Annotated in this window: 17 protein-coding genes; 8 read left to right on the top strand and 9 right to left on the bottom strand. The window is 70.5% G+C overall.

What is annotated here, in order from left to right:
* Positions 1–14 precede the first annotated feature (14 nt).
* Complete coding sequence (locus RAC81_RS07170; protein WP_375081712.1) at positions 15–578, bottom strand: TetR/AcrR family transcriptional regulator; 564 nt, start codon at positions 576–578, stop codon at positions 15–17.
* A gap of 238 nt (positions 579–816) precedes the next feature.
* Between RAC81_RS07170 and RAC81_RS07165 the strand changes: the two genes are divergently transcribed.
* The 3 genes from RAC81_RS07165 to panB are packed head-to-tail and all read left to right on the top strand — an operon-like array spanning position 817 to position 3,274.
* Positions 817–1,569 (top strand): DUF2520 domain-containing protein, encoded by a 753-nt coding sequence (locus tag RAC81_RS07165; protein ID WP_375081711.1) that lies wholly within the window; start codon positions 817–819, stop codon positions 1,567–1,569.
* The gene (gene panC / locus RAC81_RS07160) at positions 1,566–2,408 is read left to right on the top strand and encodes a pantoate--beta-alanine ligase (RefSeq protein ID WP_375081710.1); all 843 of its coding nucleotides are present in this window, start codon (positions 1,566–1,568) and stop codon (positions 2,406–2,408) included. Before RAC81_RS07165 ends, panC begins: the two co-directional genes overlap by 4 nt.
* Positions 2,405–3,274: a 3-methyl-2-oxobutanoate hydroxymethyltransferase gene (gene panB, locus RAC81_RS07155; protein ID WP_375081709.1), complete on the top strand. Its 870-nt coding sequence runs from the start codon at positions 2,405–2,407 to the stop codon at positions 3,272–3,274. The genes panC and panB overlap by 4 nt, the downstream gene beginning before the upstream one ends.
* 96 nt (positions 3,275–3,370) lie before the next feature.
* On the opposite strand, the gene RAC81_RS07150 is transcribed toward panB, so the two are convergent.
* The 3 genes from RAC81_RS07150 to RAC81_RS07140 form a co-directional block, all read right to left on the bottom strand.
* Positions 3,371–3,574, bottom strand: a complete 204-nt coding sequence (locus tag RAC81_RS07150) for a helix-turn-helix domain-containing protein (protein WP_375081708.1) — start codon at positions 3,572–3,574, stop codon at positions 3,371–3,373.
* The gene (locus RAC81_RS07145; RefSeq protein ID WP_375081707.1) at positions 3,574–4,062 is read right to left on the bottom strand and encodes a DUF2975 domain-containing protein; all 489 of its coding nucleotides are present in this window, start codon (positions 4,060–4,062) and stop codon (positions 3,574–3,576) included. The genes RAC81_RS07150 and RAC81_RS07145 overlap by 1 nt, the downstream gene beginning before the upstream one ends.
* Positions 4,063–4,728: 666 nt before the next feature.
* A complete protein-coding gene (locus RAC81_RS07140; protein ID WP_375081706.1) occupies positions 4,729–5,952 on the bottom strand; it encodes an MFS transporter in 1,224 nt (407 codons plus the stop codon).
* A gap of 81 nt (positions 5,953–6,033) precedes the next feature.
* Here RAC81_RS07140 and RAC81_RS07135 point away from each other — a divergent pair, with 81 nt between their 5' ends.
* The gene (locus tag RAC81_RS07135) at positions 6,034–6,339 is read left to right on the top strand and encodes an ArsR/SmtB family transcription factor (protein WP_375081705.1); all 306 of its coding nucleotides are present in this window, start codon (positions 6,034–6,036) and stop codon (positions 6,337–6,339) included.
* 197 nt (positions 6,340–6,536) lie between these two features.
* Here the strand turns inward: RAC81_RS07135 and RAC81_RS07130 are convergent, their stop codons facing one another.
* Together RAC81_RS07130 and RAC81_RS07125 are read right to left on the bottom strand one after the other, a co-directional pair.
* Entirely contained in the window at positions 6,537–7,295 is a 759-nt protein-coding gene (locus RAC81_RS07130) for an SDR family NAD(P)-dependent oxidoreductase (RefSeq protein WP_375081704.1), read from the bottom strand.
* Between the two features lies 1 nt (position 7,296).
* Positions 7,297–7,569 carry a helix-turn-helix domain-containing protein gene (locus tag RAC81_RS07125; protein ID WP_375082050.1) on the bottom strand — a complete coding sequence of 91 codons (273 nt, stop codon included), beginning with the start codon at positions 7,567–7,569 and terminating at the stop codon, positions 7,297–7,299.
* Between the two features lie 68 nt (positions 7,570–7,637).
* Between RAC81_RS07125 and map the strand changes: the two genes are divergently transcribed.
* Positions 7,638–8,408: a type I methionyl aminopeptidase gene (map, locus tag RAC81_RS07120; protein WP_375081703.1), complete on the top strand. Its 771-nt coding sequence runs from the start codon at positions 7,638–7,640 to the stop codon at positions 8,406–8,408.
* Between the two features lie 193 nt (positions 8,409–8,601).
* Here the strand turns inward: map and RAC81_RS07115 are convergent, their stop codons facing one another.
* The 3 genes from RAC81_RS07115 to RAC81_RS07105 all read right to left on the bottom strand — a co-directional run bounded on the left by RAC81_RS07115 (position 8,602) and on the right by RAC81_RS07105 (position 11,892).
* Positions 8,602–10,167 (bottom strand): glycosyltransferase family 2 protein, encoded by a 1,566-nt coding sequence (locus tag RAC81_RS07115; protein WP_375081702.1) that lies wholly within the window; start codon positions 10,165–10,167, stop codon positions 8,602–8,604.
* 148 nt (positions 10,168–10,315) lie between these two features.
* Positions 10,316–11,518 carry an RNA polymerase sigma factor gene (locus RAC81_RS07110; protein WP_375081701.1) on the bottom strand — a complete coding sequence of 401 codons (1,203 nt, stop codon included), beginning with the start codon at positions 11,516–11,518 and terminating at the stop codon, positions 10,316–10,318.
* On the bottom strand, positions 11,515–11,892 hold the full coding sequence (locus RAC81_RS07105; RefSeq protein WP_375081700.1) for a YciI family protein: 378 nt from the start codon (positions 11,890–11,892) through the stop codon (positions 11,515–11,517). Before RAC81_RS07105 ends, RAC81_RS07110 begins: the two co-directional genes overlap by 4 nt.
* A 179-nt stretch (positions 11,893–12,071) precedes the next feature.
* On the opposite strand from RAC81_RS07105, the gene RAC81_RS07100 reads away from it, so the two are divergent.
* From RAC81_RS07100 to RAC81_RS07090, 3 genes are all read left to right on the top strand, one after another.
* Positions 12,072–12,695 carry a PadR family transcriptional regulator gene (locus RAC81_RS07100; RefSeq protein WP_375081699.1) on the top strand — a complete coding sequence of 208 codons (624 nt, stop codon included), beginning with the start codon at positions 12,072–12,074 and terminating at the stop codon, positions 12,693–12,695.
* A 23-nt stretch (positions 12,696–12,718) separates the two neighbouring features.
* On the top strand, positions 12,719–14,407 hold the full coding sequence (locus RAC81_RS07095; RefSeq protein ID WP_375081698.1) for an ABC1 kinase family protein: 1,689 nt from the start codon (positions 12,719–12,721) through the stop codon (positions 14,405–14,407).
* Positions 14,408–14,618: 211 nt separating this feature from the next.
* Positions 14,619–16,619 carry a BCCT family transporter gene (locus tag RAC81_RS07090; RefSeq protein WP_375081697.1) on the top strand — a complete coding sequence of 667 codons (2,001 nt, stop codon included), beginning with the start codon at positions 14,619–14,621 and terminating at the stop codon, positions 16,617–16,619.
* The last annotated feature ends 6 nt before the right edge of the window (positions 16,620–16,625 follow it).

Below are 16,625 nucleotides of genomic sequence, written 5' to 3'. Positions count from 1 at the left end.
GGGGACGGGATGGTTCATTCGGGATGACGGATGCCGTGCGCGACGATCTTCGCCCACGGCGCGCTGCTCTCGTCGACGCGAGCGGTGACGATAAGATGACACAGCTGCCCGTACGCGATGAAGCGCTGCACGGCGTCGTCGCTCGCGGCCGAGCGCTGACGCACGAACTCGGTGACCTTCGCGAGTCCGGCGCGCAGCGCATCGCCGATCTCGGGGATCTCCGCCGCGGACTGCGCATGCACCTGCAGCATCAGCAGTGACCGGTCGCGGATGAGGTAGGCATACGCCTCGCCCATGGCATCCAGCACCTCGTCGGGGGTGGGGGACTCGGCGCCGTGGGCTCCGGCATCCAGAGCCTCGACGATCCGCTCGAAGCACGCCTCGAGCGCCGCGACGAAGAGCTGCTCCTTGCGCGGGAACAGCTTGAAGACGTACGCCGGCGAGATCTTCGCCTCGCGAGCGACATCGGCCACGGTCGTGCGGAAGTACCCGCCCCGAGCGAACTCCGACAGCGCTGCCGCCGCGACCAGGGGGCGGCGGACGTCGGCGGTGGAGAGGACGGGAGTGCGCGGGGTCATGCCAGCGACTGTACTCGCGTGAGAGTGATTGGTCAATCACTCTTTCGGGTTGATCAGTGGGCTGCGGCCCTGTCGAGAACGCTCGGAGCAATATGCATAGAAAAATCCTCAAAAAGTGCCCATACTCACCAATCTCTGCTGTAAGTGACCTGTCTACTTGCTCCCGCATTTGGTGCGGGCACGTCCTGCGGCGGATACTCGACGCATCCCGCAACGACCACCTCGTGCGGACCGAATCATGCACAACACCCCTGCTCTCCCTCCCGAGACGACCATCGCCATCGTCGGCGCCGGCCGTCTCGGCGGCGTTCTCGCTCGGGCCCTGCGCGCGGCGGGATTCGTCGTCGTCGGACCGCTTCGCCGCGACGACAGGGTTCCGGATGCCGACATCGCCGTGCTCTGCGTTCCGGATTCCGCCATCGCCGCGGTGGCGTTCGCCGCTCGACCGCACACGCGGCTCATCGCCCATGTCTCGGGGGCCACCCCTCTCACCGACGTCGACTTCAGCCTCCACCCCCTGCAGACCTTCACGGGCACCGAGTCGCCCGACGTGTTCCGCGGCATCGGCGTCGCCGTCGACGGCCGCACACCCGAGACGCTCGAGGTCGCCGAACAGTTGGCGCGGGCGCTCGGCGCGAACCCCTTCCGCGTCGACGACGCCCACCGCGCGGAGTACCACGCCGCGGCATCCTTCGCCTCGAACTTCGTGCTCACCGTGCTCGACGCGGCCGAGCACCTCGCGAAGGATGCCGGTGTCGACCGTGCCCACCTGGCGCCGGTCGTCCGCCGGACGGCCGACAACTGGGCGGTGTCCGGCGCGGCATCAGCCCTGACCGGGCCCATCGCCCGCGGCGACGAGGAGACGGTGGCGCGGCAGCGCGCAGCATCCAACGACTATCGAGAGCTGTTCGACGCCCTCGCCACCGCCACCCGCGCGATCGTCGAGCGCGCGCCACGGGCGGCAGCGTGCCCAGAGGAGCCCGGAGTATGAGAATCGTCCGCACGATCGCCGAGGTGCGCGCCGCTGTCGGCGACGCGAAGGCCGCCGACCAGAGCGTCGGGCTCGTCCCCACGATGGGGGCGTTCCACGAGGGGCACCTTTCGCTCATGCGCACGGCGCGCGAGCAGACCGACCTCGTCGTCGTCTCGCTCTTCGTGAACCCGACCCAGTTCGCGCCGAACGAAGACCTCAGCACCTATCCGCGCGACGAGGCCCGTGATGCGGCGCTCGCCGAGGCGGAGGGCGTCGAGATCCTCTTCGCTCCCGAGCCCGCCGAGATCTACCCCGACGGATTCGCCACGAACATCCACGTGGCGGGCATCACCGACGTTCTCGACGGCGCGAGCCGCGGGCCCCATCACTTCGACGGAGTGGCGACCGTCGTCACGAAGCTCTTCGGCATCGTGCGCCCCGATGTCGCGTTCTTCGGGCAGAAGGATGCGCAGCAGGTGCTCGTCGTGCGCCGCGTCGTGCGCGACCTCGACCTCGGGGTGCGGATCGTCGCCTGTCCGATCGTGCGCGAATCCGACGGACTGGCCATGAGCTCGCGCAACGTCTATCTCGATGCGGAGGCTCGCGCGCAGGCCGCCGCGCTGAACCGGGCGCTGGATGCGGGGGAGGCGGCGCACCAGGCCGGGCGCGAGATCGTGCCGGCGGCCCTCGCGGTGCTCGCCGAGGCGGGCATCGAGCCCGAGTACCTGGAACTCCGGGATGCCGAGACTCTCCAGCCCGTCGCTCGCGCTGACCGCGACGCCCTGCTCCTCGTGGCCGCCCGGGTCGGCGCCGCCCGCCTGATCGACAACCACCTGCTGAGGGGAATCTTCGCATGAGCGCCCACGCCGCTCCCACCCGCCGCCTGACGATCGCCGACCTCGCGAAGAAGAAGGATGCCGGCGAGCCGATCGTCATGGTGACGGCTTACGACCATCCCGGCGCGCGCATCGTCGAGGACGCCGGGGTCGACATGGTGCTGGTCGGCGACTCCGCCGCGATGACCGTGCTCGGCTACGACAGCACGGTTCCCGTCACGATCGACGAGATGCTCATGCTGACCAAAGCCGTGCGCCGTGGGCTCTCGCGTCCTCTGCTCGTGGGCGACCTGCCGTTCGGGTCGTACGAGGCGTCGGACGCGCTCGCGCTCGAGACCGCGCAGCGCTTCGTGAAGGAGGCGGGGGTCGATCTCGTCAAGATCGAGCGCGGAGGAACAACGGTCGATCGCGCCCGCGCACTGGTGAACGCCGGCATCCCCGTCGTCGGACACGTCGGCCTCACGCCGCAGACCGCGACCGCGCTCGGCGGCTTCCGCGCGCAGGGGCGCACCGCCGAGGCCGCGATCGCCGTGATCGACGACGCCCTCGCGCTGCAGGATGCCGGAGTCTCGCTGCTCGTCGTCGAAGCCGTGCCGTCGGCGGTGACGGCGGCGCTCATGCCGTTGCTGCGCGTGCCGGTGATCGGCATCGGAGCGGGCGCGGATGCCGACGGCCAGGTGCTCGTGTTCCACGACCTGCTGGGCATCTACGACGGACCGGCTGCCGCCTTCGTCAAGCGGTATGCCGAGGTGCGGGCGGCGTCGGTCGCGGGAGTCGCGGCCTACGCGAGCGAGGTGCGGTCCGGGGAGTACCCCGCTCCCGAGCACGGGTACGGGATGCCGGAGGCCGAGGTCGCGCGGCTGCAGGAGCTGCTCGCGGAGCGGTAGCGGGCGTTCGTTCGCTCGGCCTTTTCCTCTTCCCTCGGCCGCGTGAGTGGGATGTGGCCGAGCGAACGGCATTTGGCCGCGGGAACCACCCCGCGGTCAGGGCACCCAGCGCAGCAGATCTCCGGGCTGGCACTCGAGCACCTCGCACAGCGCGTCGAGCGTCGTGAACCGCACCGCCTTCGCGCGGCCGTTCTTCAGCACCGCGAGGTTCGTGGGGGTGATGCCGATGCGCTCGGCGAGCTCGCCGACGCTCATCTTGCGCCGGGCCATCATCACGTCGATGTCGACCACGACGGGCATCAGATCACCTCATTGTCGAGCTCGGACCGCAGCGATCGCGCCTCGACGTCGCGGTCGATCGCCTGTCGCAGCAGCGCCTTCATCACGACGACGAGCAGCGCCATGCCGCACAGCACGAGTCCGGCGCCTCCGATCAGCGCGACGATCCCGGGCGCTGCATCGCCCGGAGCCAGCAGCGCCGCGAACGCGAACGTCAGCAGCGCCGCGACGAGGATCGCCCCGATGATCACGTCGACCAATCGGAACGAGGATGCCGAGAAGATCGACCCTTTGCGGACTCTGGTCAGCAGCATCCAGACGCAGATGCCGAACACCTGCATCGTCCCGACGCCCAGCACGATGAGGCTGACGATCACGATGCGCCCCCACAGCTCCTCGGCGGCGAGGTCGAGCCAGAGCATCGGCGCCACGAGCGCCTGCACGGCCACGGACCCCACCAGCGCGATGGCGATCAGCACCCTCAGTACGACGATCGTCGCTCGACCCATGACAGCACCCTCTCATCGAAGAACAATAGGAATCTATCGTTAATCGTTCGATCAGGCAAGGACGGGTCGATGCTGGGGCGGCGCCGTTGTGGCATCCCTCGCGCTCGTTCTGCAGGAGTTCGCGCGTTACGAAGGAGATTCCGGGGCGGATGCTCCTGCACTGCGTGAGATCTCCTGCGGTGTGTCTGTGGACGGGATGCGCGTGCGGGCCCGAGTCGAGAACGGGCGCGGGATGCGGTGGCCCCCGGCATCCGGCATCCGCCGCCATGCCCGCACCTGTATTGCAGGAGTTCTCGCGTTACGAAGGAGACTCCGGGGTGGATGCTCCTGCATTGCGTGTGATCTCCTGCGGTGCGGGTGTCCGGCAGGGTGCGTGCGTGGGCGCAGGCTGCTGTCGCTCGCGGCATCCGGCATCCGCCGCCGCGCGGCGGTGCGCGTCCCGCGCGGGGCTGCGGTAGCAGATTCGCGCTCGCGTCGCACGAACCTGCCTCGACACTGCGACGCGCGTGTACACGTGCGACGTCGGGCGCGCATCCGGCGACGCGCGCCCGCATTGCAGGAGTTCGCGCGTTACGAAGGAGGTTCCGGGGCGGAAGCTCCTTCATTGCGTGTGATCTCCTGCAGTGCGCGCGCGGGCGGGAACGCGGGATGCCGCGACACAGCCCCCTACGCGGCCCGGCGCACGCGCAGCACGAGCGCGGTCACAGCGAGGGCGATGACGACGGCGCCGTACCCGACGCACACAGCTCCCAAGCCGAAGACACCGACGAGCATGCCGGCGACCACCGCCGGCACGGCGAAGGCGAGGTAGGCGAGTACGTAGATCACGGCGAACGCGTCGGCGCGCTCGGTGGCGGGGATGCGGGGTGCCAACGACGCCACGACTCCCGAGAAGGCGGTGCCGAACCCCATGCCGGTGATGGCCGTGACCACGAGGTAGAAGGGCAGCGATCCGACAGCGAGCGCCACAAGCGACAGGGCTGTGCCGACCGTGAGCGCAGCCGTGCCGAAGATCACCGACGTCCGAGCGGAGCGGTCGCGGAACGCGAACGCCGTGATCGCGCCGACGCCCGCGAGCATCGCGACCGAGAGTCCCTGCCAGGTATGCGCCTCGCCGCCGAGCTCGCTGCGCACGATGGTCGCGCCGAGCGAGAGGAAGAGTCCGCCGGTGGCCCAGCCCGCGATGATGGCCGGCGCTCCGCGCCAGAAGTCGCCGCGCACGGCCGCCGGCACCGACAGCCGGAACCGCAGCGACGCCCACGCGCCCGCCCGCAGCGGCGCGGTCTCCGGCGCCACGAAGAACAGCGCGGCGAGGAGGACGTAGACCACCGTGAGCGGAGCGAACACGTCGAGCAGGGCGGCGCGCGTGAGGTCGAGCGCGATGCCGCCGAGCAGGGCGCCGAGCGCGAGGCCGATGCTGGGGCTGAGGGCGTTCCACAGGGCGGCGGTCCTGGCGCGACCGCGCGGCGCGAGGTCGAGAGCGGCGGCCGACAGCGTCGAGATGAGCACGCCGCTCGCGGCTCCCTGCAGGATGCGGGCGAGCATGAGCGTCGCGACCGTGTCGGCATGCCAGAACAGCAGCATGCTTGCGGCGAGGAGCAGGAATCCGCCGATCGCGACGGGGCGCCGGCCGACGTGGTCCGACAGCGACCCGGCCGTGAGCAGCGCGAGCAGCAGGGCGATCGCGTACACCGCGAAGACGGCGCTGATCACGATCGCATCGAACCCGATCTCGGCCGCCAGTACGGGGTAGAACGGCGACGGCGCGCTCGCGCCGGTCATCATCGCGATCTGCGCGACGATCGCGAGGGCGAACCCGAAACGGTGACGGCGGATGCGCGCTGCGGCATCGGCATCCGTCGTGGAGGTGGCGATCGGCGCGGTGGTCATGAGGCTCCTGTTCAGTTCGAGAATCATCGAACCTTCGCGAGCGTACTCGCCATGACGCAATTGTTCAACTATTCTCGAACCATGCCTGGTGACCTGCCGCATCCCGAGCGCTCCGACATCCACCTCACGGACGTGCTCTTCGCGCTCAGCGACCCCGAGCGCCTCGCCATCGCGCGCCAGCTCGCCGACGGCCCGCTCGACATGGCCGCCTGCCACGCCACTGACCCGAACCTGCCGAAGTCGACCAAGTCGCACTTCATGAAGGTGCTGCGCGAGGCCGGGGTCATCCGCAACGAACCGAACGGGCGGCGACGGATGCTGACGCTGCGCCGCGACGACCTTGACGCCCTCTTCCCGGGGCTGCTCGACTCCGTGCTGCGCGGCTGACGCGGCATCCGCTCGCGCCGCCGTCGCAGAATTGCGCCCGTGTCGCAGGGTTTCGCCGCGGACCTGCGACGCGGATGCCCATGACGCCGTGCGCGTGCGCTCTCCTCGGAGAAGTGCGCTTCCCGCGGCCGTATCCGGGCAAAGCAACCGAGGGAAGCGCACAAAGCCGAGGGAAGCGCACAAACGCAACCGGAAAGTCAGCGGAAGTACGACGCGCCGTTCAGGTCGAGCACTGTACCCGACGCCCACACGGCCCCCGGCGAGGTGAGGTACGCCACGGCTTCGGCGACCTCCTCCGGCGTGCCCACCCGATCGAACGGGCTCTGCCCGCGGATGCCGTCGCCGCCGGCCCCCTCGAGCTTCGGCGCCTGCCGCTCGGTGGCGATCATTCCCGGGGCGACCGAGGTCACGGAGATGCCGTGCGGCGCGAGCACGAGGGCGAGCGACTGGCCGAGCGCCTGCAGCCCCGCCTTCGTCGCGGCATAGGCGGGATGGTCGGCCTCGCCCCGGAACGCGCCGCGCGAACCGACGTTCACGATCGCCCCGCCGCCGCCCTGCGCGATCATGCGCTGCGCGACGAGCATCGTCACGTTCGAGGCGCCGACGAGATTCACCGCGACCATCGACGACCACGCGCGCTGCCAGTCCTCGAACGAGGCGGAGTCGACGCGGTGCTCGTTCGCCGCGCTGGGCGCCACGGCGGCGTTGTTCACCAGGATGCTGAGCGACCCGAGCGCCTCGATCGCGGCATCCACCACGCGCTGCGCACCCGCGGGATCGCCGAGGTCTCCGCCGACGATCGCGTGTCCCGAGCCGTCGAGCGACGCGAGGGTCTGCTCGGCGGCCGCGCGATCCGTGCCGTAGTGCACGACCACGCGGTCGCCGCGGCGTGCGAACTCCTGCGCCACGGCGCGGCCGATACCGCGCGAGGCGCCGGTGACGAGAGCGGTCGCCATGTCAGGAGGCGACCCGACCGCGGGTGTCGCGCGACGGCTCGATCTCGGCCCACACCGCGTCGAGCGAGAGGTGCAGCACCCCGGCGATGGCGGCGATGGTCGAGAACGCCGGCGTGGCCACGCGACCCGACTCGATCTTGCGCAGCGTCTCGGGCGAGACGCCGGCGTCGAGGGCGACGCTCAGCATCGATCGCTCGCCCCGCGAACGGCGCAGCAGGGCGCCGAGGCGCTCGCCGCGCTCGACCTCAGCGGGGCTCAACGGAAGACGGACCATCATGCACCCATAGTAATACCGGGATAGTATTACCGGGATAGTTATCGGGACAACGGACGGTACGGCACATGATCGAGATCCTCAATCGCGACCAGCTCGAGCGGGCGCGCGACACCGGCGCGCTCGTCGGCGGCATCCTGCAGACGCTCAAGGAGCGCACCGCTGTCGGGGTGAACCTGCTCGACCTCGACCGCTGGACGAAGGAGCTGATCGAGGATGCCGGAGCCGAGTCGTGCTACGTCGACTACGCCCCGTCGTTCGGCCGCGGACCCTTCGGCCACTACGTCTGCACCGCCGTGAACGACGCGGTCCTGCACGGGATGCCGCGCGACCGCGTCGTGGCGGACGGTGACCTCCTGACGCTCGACCTCGCCGTGAAGCTCCGCGGCATCGCGGCCGACGCGGCGATCAGCTTCGTGGTCGGCGAGCGCGCGGCATCCGAGGATCTCGCTCTCATCGACGCGACCGAGCGGGCGCTCGCAGCCGGGATCGCCGCAGCCGGGCCCGACGCGCGGATCGGCGACCTGTCGCACGCGATCGGCTCGGTGCTGACCGACTCCGGGTACGCGGTGAACCTCGAGTTCGGCGGCCACGGGATCGGGTCGACCATGCATCAGGATCCGCACGTCTCGAACGACGGACGCCCCGGTCGCGGCTACCGACTGCGCCCCGGACTACTGCTCGCGCTGGAACCCTGGGTCATGGCCGACACCGACGAGCTCGTCGTCGACGCCGACGGCTGGACCCTGCGCAGCGCCACCGGCTGCCGCACCGCCCACACCGAGCACACCATCGCGATCACCGACACCGGCGCCGAGGTGCTCACTCTGCCCCGCTGAGCCGACTGCGTGCGCGTGCGGCCGTGCATCCATGTTTCCGACCTGCGGACCCGATCGCGTTTCGTCTCACTTCGCTCGCTCAACGACCCACGAGCCGGCCCCGCGCCCCGCGCGTCGCATCCGGCCGTCGAGCGAGGACGACGACGTCGACCGAGACGAAACGCCGCGATCCCACACGAACGGATGCCGCGCGTCAGCGCCCGCGCACGCGGCTGCGCATCCGGCGCACGGCCCGACCCGCCAGGTCTTTGAACCGGCCCCCGGGCCAGACCCGACGCAGCTCGACCGCGCCGCCACGGGCCGCCACCGGAGTGCAGGTGCGTCCGGCGAGGAGCGGCGAGCGCCCCGCGCCGGCGAGCGTCGCGGCATCCGCGGTCAGGGGTACGTCGAACGTCCAGCCCGCGCGGCGGACCTTGGCGATGATCCGCGCCTCGCGGGACTCGTCGTCGGGGCCGAACACGCGCAGCGGGTCGATCGCGATCGTCGTGGTCGACCGCTTGCGCAGGGACGCGCTCGCCAGGTGCCTGACCGAGCCGCCCTCGCCGGGCAGCACGAGCTCGATCCGGTCGTTGCGCAGTTCGCGTCCTGCCTCGAGCAGTCCGGTCGGCAGCCCGTCCATCGGCACGGGCAGCGACGTGAGAGTGCCGCCCTCGTCGAACACGAGCGCGTCCTGGCCGTCACGCGTGATCTCGACCCGCAGCCCGAGGCTCAACCCGCCGCCGCGCGACCAGGATGCCGAGGTCACCACGACCCGGCACTCCATCTCCTTCTCGAACCGAGCGAACGCCACCAGATCGGCACGTCGATCGGCGCGCAGGAGCGCCGCCCGGATCCGCTGCGGGAAGGCGAGCCCCGCGTCGACCCCCGGTCCGAACCGTCGCTGCACGATCGGCACCACGGCGTCGAGCAGCCGGGTGCGGTACTCCGCGGGATATCCGACCATCCGCTTGCCCGCCACCCGCTTGAGGATCTTGCCGCGGAACCAGTGCCGCATCAGGCGGTCGCGGAGGCGTCCTGGCTCGGTGTACTGCTCCACCAGATCGAGCACGGCCTCGAGGTGCGGGAAGTACGACTGCGGGTCGATCCGCGACGAGCTCGCGCTGCCCGAGCGCTTCACCCAGGCGTAGCAGGGCACGCTGCCGAGGATCGAGATCGTGCGCGCCTCGAAGTACGCGCGCATCACGAAGAGGTGGTCCTCGAGGCGCACCCTGCCGTCGGGGAAGCGCACCTGCTTCTCGCGCAGGAACGCGGTGCGGAACATCTTGTGCGGCGTGAGCATCTCGAGCAGCGGGTCCTCGCCGAGCTTCGCGTCTGGCACGTCCCGTCGGTAGATGCGGCGCGGCAGCGGACGGCCGATCCCGACCTCCTTGCCCACGACGACGTCGGAGCCGTGCTCGTCGGCATAGTCGCACAGAGCCTCGAGCGCCGACTCGAACAGCCAGTCGTCCTGATCGACGAACTGCACGTAGCGGCCGCGAGCCGCGGCGACGCCCTCGTTGCGGGGGGTCCCGGGCCATCCGGAATGCGGCAGATACAGCACCCGCACGTACGGTCGGGTGCTCTCGACCTTCGCCAGTCGCTCCCTGGTCTGCTCGTCGGAGCCGTCGTCGCACAGCAGCACCTCGAACCGCGAGCGGTCGAGGGTCTGCCGGTCGAGCGAGGCGATGAGCTCGTCGAACGCCTGATTCGGATTGAACACGGGCACGACCACGCTCACGCGCACCGACTCCGCGGGAGGGGACTGGGGATCTTCGGACACTGTCGACATCGTGGAGCAGTCAATCAGTGTCGCCTATGGACCCGCACGGGGGTTGCCACGATCGTCCTGACATGCAGTCGGAACGTCCTGACGTGGGGTCCCGAACGTCCTGACGTGCAGCACGCGCCGGGAGGACGGATGCCGCGGGCTACCGCCCCGCCGCGCGCGCCCGCGCCCGCAGGAACGCCGCGACGTCGGCATCCTCGGTGAGCGCGATCGCTCGCGCGTACGCGTGCGCCGCATCCCGCCCTGCGCGCGCGAGCAGGTCGGCCCGCGCGGCCCAGTACGGCTGGAACCCGTCGGCCCCGGCGGCGTCGGCGACCTCCGCGAGCGCGTCGAGCCCGGCGTCCGCGCCCTCCGTCCGCCCCACCGCCACCGCCTTCGCAACCCGGGCGCCGAGGGTCGGCGCGACCGCCACGAGGGCTTCGTACAGCATCCGCACCGCCGCCCAGTCGACGGCGCCCGTGCGGCGACGATCGCAGTGCACCGCCTGGATCGCGCCCTCGAGTTGGAACCGCCCCGGCGAGCCGTCGGGCCGCGCTCGCCGCAGGTAGGCCTCGCCCTCGGCGATGAGCGCCGCGTCCCAGGTGTGCGGGTCCTGTTCGTCGAGCGGCACGAATCCGCCGGTCGTCCGTCGCGCCAGGGTCAGGGTCGTGAGGGCGGCGAGCCCCCACGCCTCGGCCTCGGTCTCCAGCAGCGCCGCGAGCGTGACGGCGAGGTACTGCGCCTCACCGGCGAACGACGACGCGTCGCCGCGCCACGTCAGGGCGGCGCAGCCGTACACCGCCTCGAGGACGGCGGGCAGCCGGTCGGGCATCGTGCGCCGGTCGGGCACGGCGAACGGGATGCGGGCGTCCTTGATCCGCCTCTTGGCGCGCACCAGACGCTGCGCCATGGTCGCGGGCGGCACCGCGAACGCGCGGGCGATGTCGGCGGCGTCGAACCCGAGCACGGTCTGGAGCATGAGCGGGGTGCGCGCCGCCTCGTCGATAGCGGGGTGCGCGCAGACGAACAGCAGTTCGAGCCGCTTGTCGCCGATCGCGAGGGGATCGTGGTCGGCGAGGGGGTCGGTCACGGCGCGCACCGAGTCGTCGAGCGGGGCGGATGCGCGCACCGCCGCAGACTTCCACACGTCTCGCAGTCGGTTCCTGGCCACGGTCAGCAGCCACCCTTCCGGATTGTCGGGCACCCCGGCCTGCGGCCACCGTCGCAGCGCCTCCTCGAAGGCGCCCGACAGCGAGTCCTCGGCCAGCGCGATGTCGCCGCTCTGCGCGGCGAGCAGGGAGAGCAGGCGGCCGTAGGAGGTCCGCGCCGTACGCTCGGCGGCGGCGCGGACCTCCCCGGCGCTCATCGGTTCGGCGTCCAGACGCCGTCGACGGTGTGCACGGCACCGGGCCGCACCTCGACGGCGCCCCAGTGCACCGGCGGCGCCTGCCGCGCGTACTCGATCGCGGCATCCAGATCGGGCACGTCGATCACGAACGTGCCGCCGACCTGTTCCTTGGTGTCGGCGTAGGGGCCGTCCTGCACCTGCAGGGCGCCGTCGCGCATCCGCACGGTCGTCGTCACGGTCGACGGCTGCAGCACTTCGCCGCCGACCAGCACTCCGGCGGCATGGAGCGTGGCGGCGTAGCTGGCGAACGCGGCCTGGCCCTCGACCAACGCCTCCTCGCCGAGTTCGGCCTCGGTCATCTCGGGGTAGTGCAACAGCAGTGTGTAGCGCATCGCTCTCATCTCCTCTGTCAGCGGTCAGCGTACAGAGAGATGACGAGCGAGCATCCTCCCGATCGACAGGCGTCTCGGAAGTTCTTCGCGGACGTCGAAACTCCCACCCCGCACCCAGGGTTAACGATATATCGTTGAGTATCGCTCACCGGCTCCACCAACAGCACTGGGAGGTCATCATGAACAACGCATTCCCCTTCGGCACCGGCTCTAACAGTGGCGAGAATCCGCTCGGCGGCATCTTCGGATCCGGCGGACTCGGCGGCCCCAACGGCCCGGCCGGCGCGATCTTCGACGCGCTCGACCAGCTCCGCAAGTCGTTCGACCAGCAGCGTCCCAGCGGTGGGACGCGCATGGCGCGCGGCGACGTCCGCACCGCCGTGCTCTCGCTCCTCGCGGAGCGCCCCATGCACGGATACCAGATCATCAGCGAGATCGCCGAGCGCAGCGGAGGATCGTGGAAGCCCAGCGCGGGCTCCGTGTACCCGACGCTGCAGCTGCTCGCCGACGAGGGCCTGATCGAAGCCGAGGAGCAGAACGGTCGCAAGACCTACTCGCTCACCGAAGCCGGTCGCGCTGTCGCCTCGGAGTCGACCGAGACGCCCGCTCCGTGGGAGTCCCACTCCACCAAGGACGGCCACCGCAACGACCCCCGGTTCTCGGCGCTGCCGAAGGCCGGCGTCGACCTCGCGGCCGCCGCCGCGCAGGTGGGACGCAGCGGCAGCCCCGAGCAGGTGCAGCAGGCCATCGACGTGCTCGACGAGGCCCGCCGTAGGCTGTACACGATCCTCGCTCAGGACTGACCGCGAACGAACGGGAACCATCGATGACGGATGCTGCGGCGCAGGGCGCCCACCGCGCCCGCTACCGCCGCATCGTGTCGTTCGCGGCCCGCGAGTTCGTCTCGGTGTGGTGGTTCGAGCTCGTCCTCCCGAGGTTCGGGCTCGGCACCGTCGCCGAACGGACCCGCGGGTCGCGCATGCAGCGCTTCGCGCGGCGGTTCCACGCACTCGCCGTCGACCTCGGCGGCCTGATGATCAAGGTCGGGCAGTTCATGTCGTCGCGCCTCGACGTGCTGCCGCCCGAGATCACGAAGGAGCTCGAGGGGCTGCAGGACGAAGTTCCGGCCGTCCCGTTTCCCGACATCCGTCGGGTGGCCGAGGCCGAGCTCGGGCACCCGCTCGATCGGGTGTTCGCCTGGTTCGACGAGACGCCCGTCGCCGCGGCATCCCTCGGCCAGGCGCATCGCGCGCGGCTGTCGGATCAGGATGCCGCGGACACGGGTCTCTCCGACGTCGTCGTGAAGGTGCAGCGGCCCGGCATCGACGAGATCGTCGCGGTCGATCTCTCCGCTCTGCGCCGCGTCGCGCGGTGGGCGATGCGGGTGCGCCTCGTGTCGGATCGCGTCGACGCCCCTGCGCTCGTCGAGGAGTTCGCGGCGACGAGCTTCGAGGAGATCGACTACCTGCACGAGGCGGGCAGTGCCGAGCGCTTCCGGGAGAACTTCGCCGACGATCCGCGCATCGACGCCCCCGAGATCGTCTGGGAGCGGTCGACCCGGCGGGTGCTCACCCTCTCCGACGTCACCGCCATCAAGATCAACGACACGGATGCTCTGCGCGCGGCCGGCATCGACCCCTCCGCCGTGGCCGACGCGTTCGCCGAGGTCATGTTCGACCAGGTGTTCACGCACAGCTTCGTGCACGCCGACCCGCACCCCGGCAACATCTTCGTCACCCCGGACGAGTCGTTGCCGGCCGGCTTCCGGCTCACATTCATCGACTTCGGGATGATGGCCGAGGTGCCGGCGAACCTCCGCGCCGGTCTGCGCACGCTGCTCATCGCCGTGACCGCGCGCGACAGTCATGGGCTCGTCGCCGCCGCGCAGGAGATCGGCGTGCTGCTGCCGTCGGCCGACACGGGCGAGCTCGAGCGGGCGCTCACCGCCCTGTTCGCCCGCTTCGGCGGTATGGGATTCGCCGAGCTCGCGAAGGCCGACCCGCGCGAGTTCGCCGACTTCGCGAACGAGTTCGGCGACATGGTGCGCTCGCTCCCGCTGCAGCTGCCCGAGAACATGCTGCTGCTCATCCGGGCGGTGTCGCTGACCTCGGGAATGTGCTCGAGCCTCGACCCCGAGTTCAACGTGTGGGATGCCGCGGAGCCGTACGCCGGGCGACTTCTCCGCGAGGAGAGCAGCGGCCTCATGCGCGACATGGCGGACCAGGCGATGGAGACCGCCGCGATCACCTATCGCCTGCCGAAGCGGATCGACGCGATCATCTCGCGCGTCGACGCGGGAACCGTCACGTTCGACACGTCGCGCCTGGAACGCCGCCTCGACCGACTCGAGGGCATCGCGCGCCGCATCGGATCGGGCGTGCTGTTCGCGGCGATGCTCGTCGGCGGGGCGCTGCTCGTGCCGTCGCTCGAACCGCTCGGCATCACCCTGATCTGCGTCTCGGCGCTGCCGCTGCTGCACGCCGTCTTCGCCGGCCTCGGCCGCCGCCCCCGCTGACCGCGCTCTGCCGGGAGCCGTGAGTCGACGGCATCCGCGGCGGTTGGGGCTGCTCCGATCGCACTTCGTGCCGCTCCGCGCTCGTCGGGGCGGCACCAACTGCGACGGGAGTGGGCGTCGGGATATCGGGGCGGCACCAACTGCGACGGGAGTGGGCGTGGCGACGAGGTGGACCGGGTCGCAGTATTCCGGCATGGGAGAATCGGGAGTCATGGACACTCCTGACGAGAAAGCCCACTCGCGGACCGACGTTCAGAAGACCACCACCGGAGCCCTGCGGCAGGCCGGGGTGCAGGCGGGCAAGATCGTCCGCGACATCGCCAAGGTCCCGCCGCGCAGCGTCCACCCGGCCCTCGTGCCCGGAGTCTCGGTCGAGGAGACCGGACGCACCTATCGCACCGATCCGCTGGTCTTCGGCGTCGCGGCATCCCTCACCATCGCGTTCATCGCGTGGGGTGTGTTCGCGGGCGACAACCTCGCCGGCACCACTAGGGCCGTACTCGATTGGGTGGTCGAATACTTCGGCTTCTTCTTCACGACGATCGCCACCGTCATCCTCGTGTTCATGCTGTTCGTCGGGTTCAGCCGCTATGGACGCATCCCGCTCGGCCGCGACGACGAAGAGCCCGAGTTCTCGATGTTCTCGTGGATCTCGATGCTCTTCGCCGCGGGCATGGGCATCGGACTCGTCTTCTGGGGCGCCGCGGAGCCGCTGACCTTCTTCGAGTCGCCGCCGCCGGGCACGGTCGAGGCGAACACGCTCGAGGCAATGCACACGGCGCAGGCGCAGGTGCTGTACCACTGGGGTCCGCAGGCGTGGGCGTTCTACGCGCTCGTCGGCGGCGCGATCGCGTACGGCGCGTTCCGCCGCGGACGCACCCCGCTGATCTCGTCGATCTTCGCGCCGCTGCTCGGCGAGGGCCGCACCACCGGACCGCTCGGCCGCACCATCGACATCTTCTCCATCATCGTCACGCTGTTCGGCACGGCCGCGTCGCTCGGCCTCGGCGCGCTGCAGATCGGCCACGGAGTCGAGATCGTCGCCGGCATCGGCGAGCTCGGCAACGGCATCCTCATCGCGGCCATCGCGGTGCTCACCGCCTGCTTCATCGCCTCCGCCGTCTCGGGCGTGAGCAAGGGCATTCGCGCGCTCTCGAACATCAACGCGGTCGCCGCACTCGTCCTGGCGTTCTTCGTGTTCTTCGTCGGACCGACGCTGCTGATCCTCAACGTCATCCCGTCGGTGGCCGTGCAGTTCCTCGGCGATCTGCCGCAGATGATCGCGCGCTCGGCATCCCAGGGCGACGAGGCGCAGATGTTCCTCTCGACCTGGACGATCTTCTACTGGGCGTGGTGGATCTCGTGGTCGCCCTTCGTGGGAATGTTCATCGCGAAGATCTCGCGCGGCCGCACGCTGCGCCAGTTCGTGTCGGTCGTCATCGTGGTGCCCGCCGCGATCTCGCTCATCTGGTTCGCGATCTTCGGCACGACGGCGATCCAGCAGCAGATGGACGGCGCCGGCCTCACGGTCGATCCGCCGGAGGAGGTGCTGTTCGGCGTACTCGAGAACCTCCCGTTCCCGCTGGTCACCAGCATCCTGCTGATCCTGCTGATATCGATCTTCTTCATCACGGGTGCAGACTCGGCATCCCTCGTGATGGGCACGCTGTCGCAGCAGGGTCGACCCGACCCGTCGCGCTGGGTCGCGGTCGTGTGGGGTGTGCTCGTCGGAGTCATCGCGGCCGTGCTGCTCGTCAGCGGCGAGGAGGGCAGCGGTCTGCGCTCGCTGCAGAACGTCACGATCATCGCCGCGCTGCCGTTCGCGGTGATCATGGCCTTCATGATGGTCGCGTTCATGAAGGATCTGCGGCGCGACCCCATGATCCTGCGCGAGCGCTACGCACGAATGGCCGTGCGGCACAGCGTCATGGCCGGACTCGAGGAATACGGCGACGACTTCGCGCTCGTGCCCGTCGAGTACGACCACTCGGAGGACGACCTCGCCTGGATCGACGAGGCCGAGGTCGACGACAGCCTCGCCGAGGTCTACGCGACGGCCACCGAGGCGATCGACGTCATCCCGGATTCGGGGACGGATGCGGGGGTGGATGCCGCGGCGCCCGCCGCCCCGACCGATCCGCCCGCGGCGCTCGCCGAGGACACGGCGGAGTCGGTCGACGAGGCCGGCGGCACCGCCCCGACCGAGCGCTGACCGGTC

Source organism: Microbacterium sp. CR_7, from assembly GCF_041954755.1.
In the GTDB taxonomy this organism is placed as follows: Bacteria; Actinomycetota; Actinomycetes; order Actinomycetales; family Microbacteriaceae; genus Microbacterium.
This window is presented reverse-complemented; position numbering and strand designations above follow the sequence as displayed.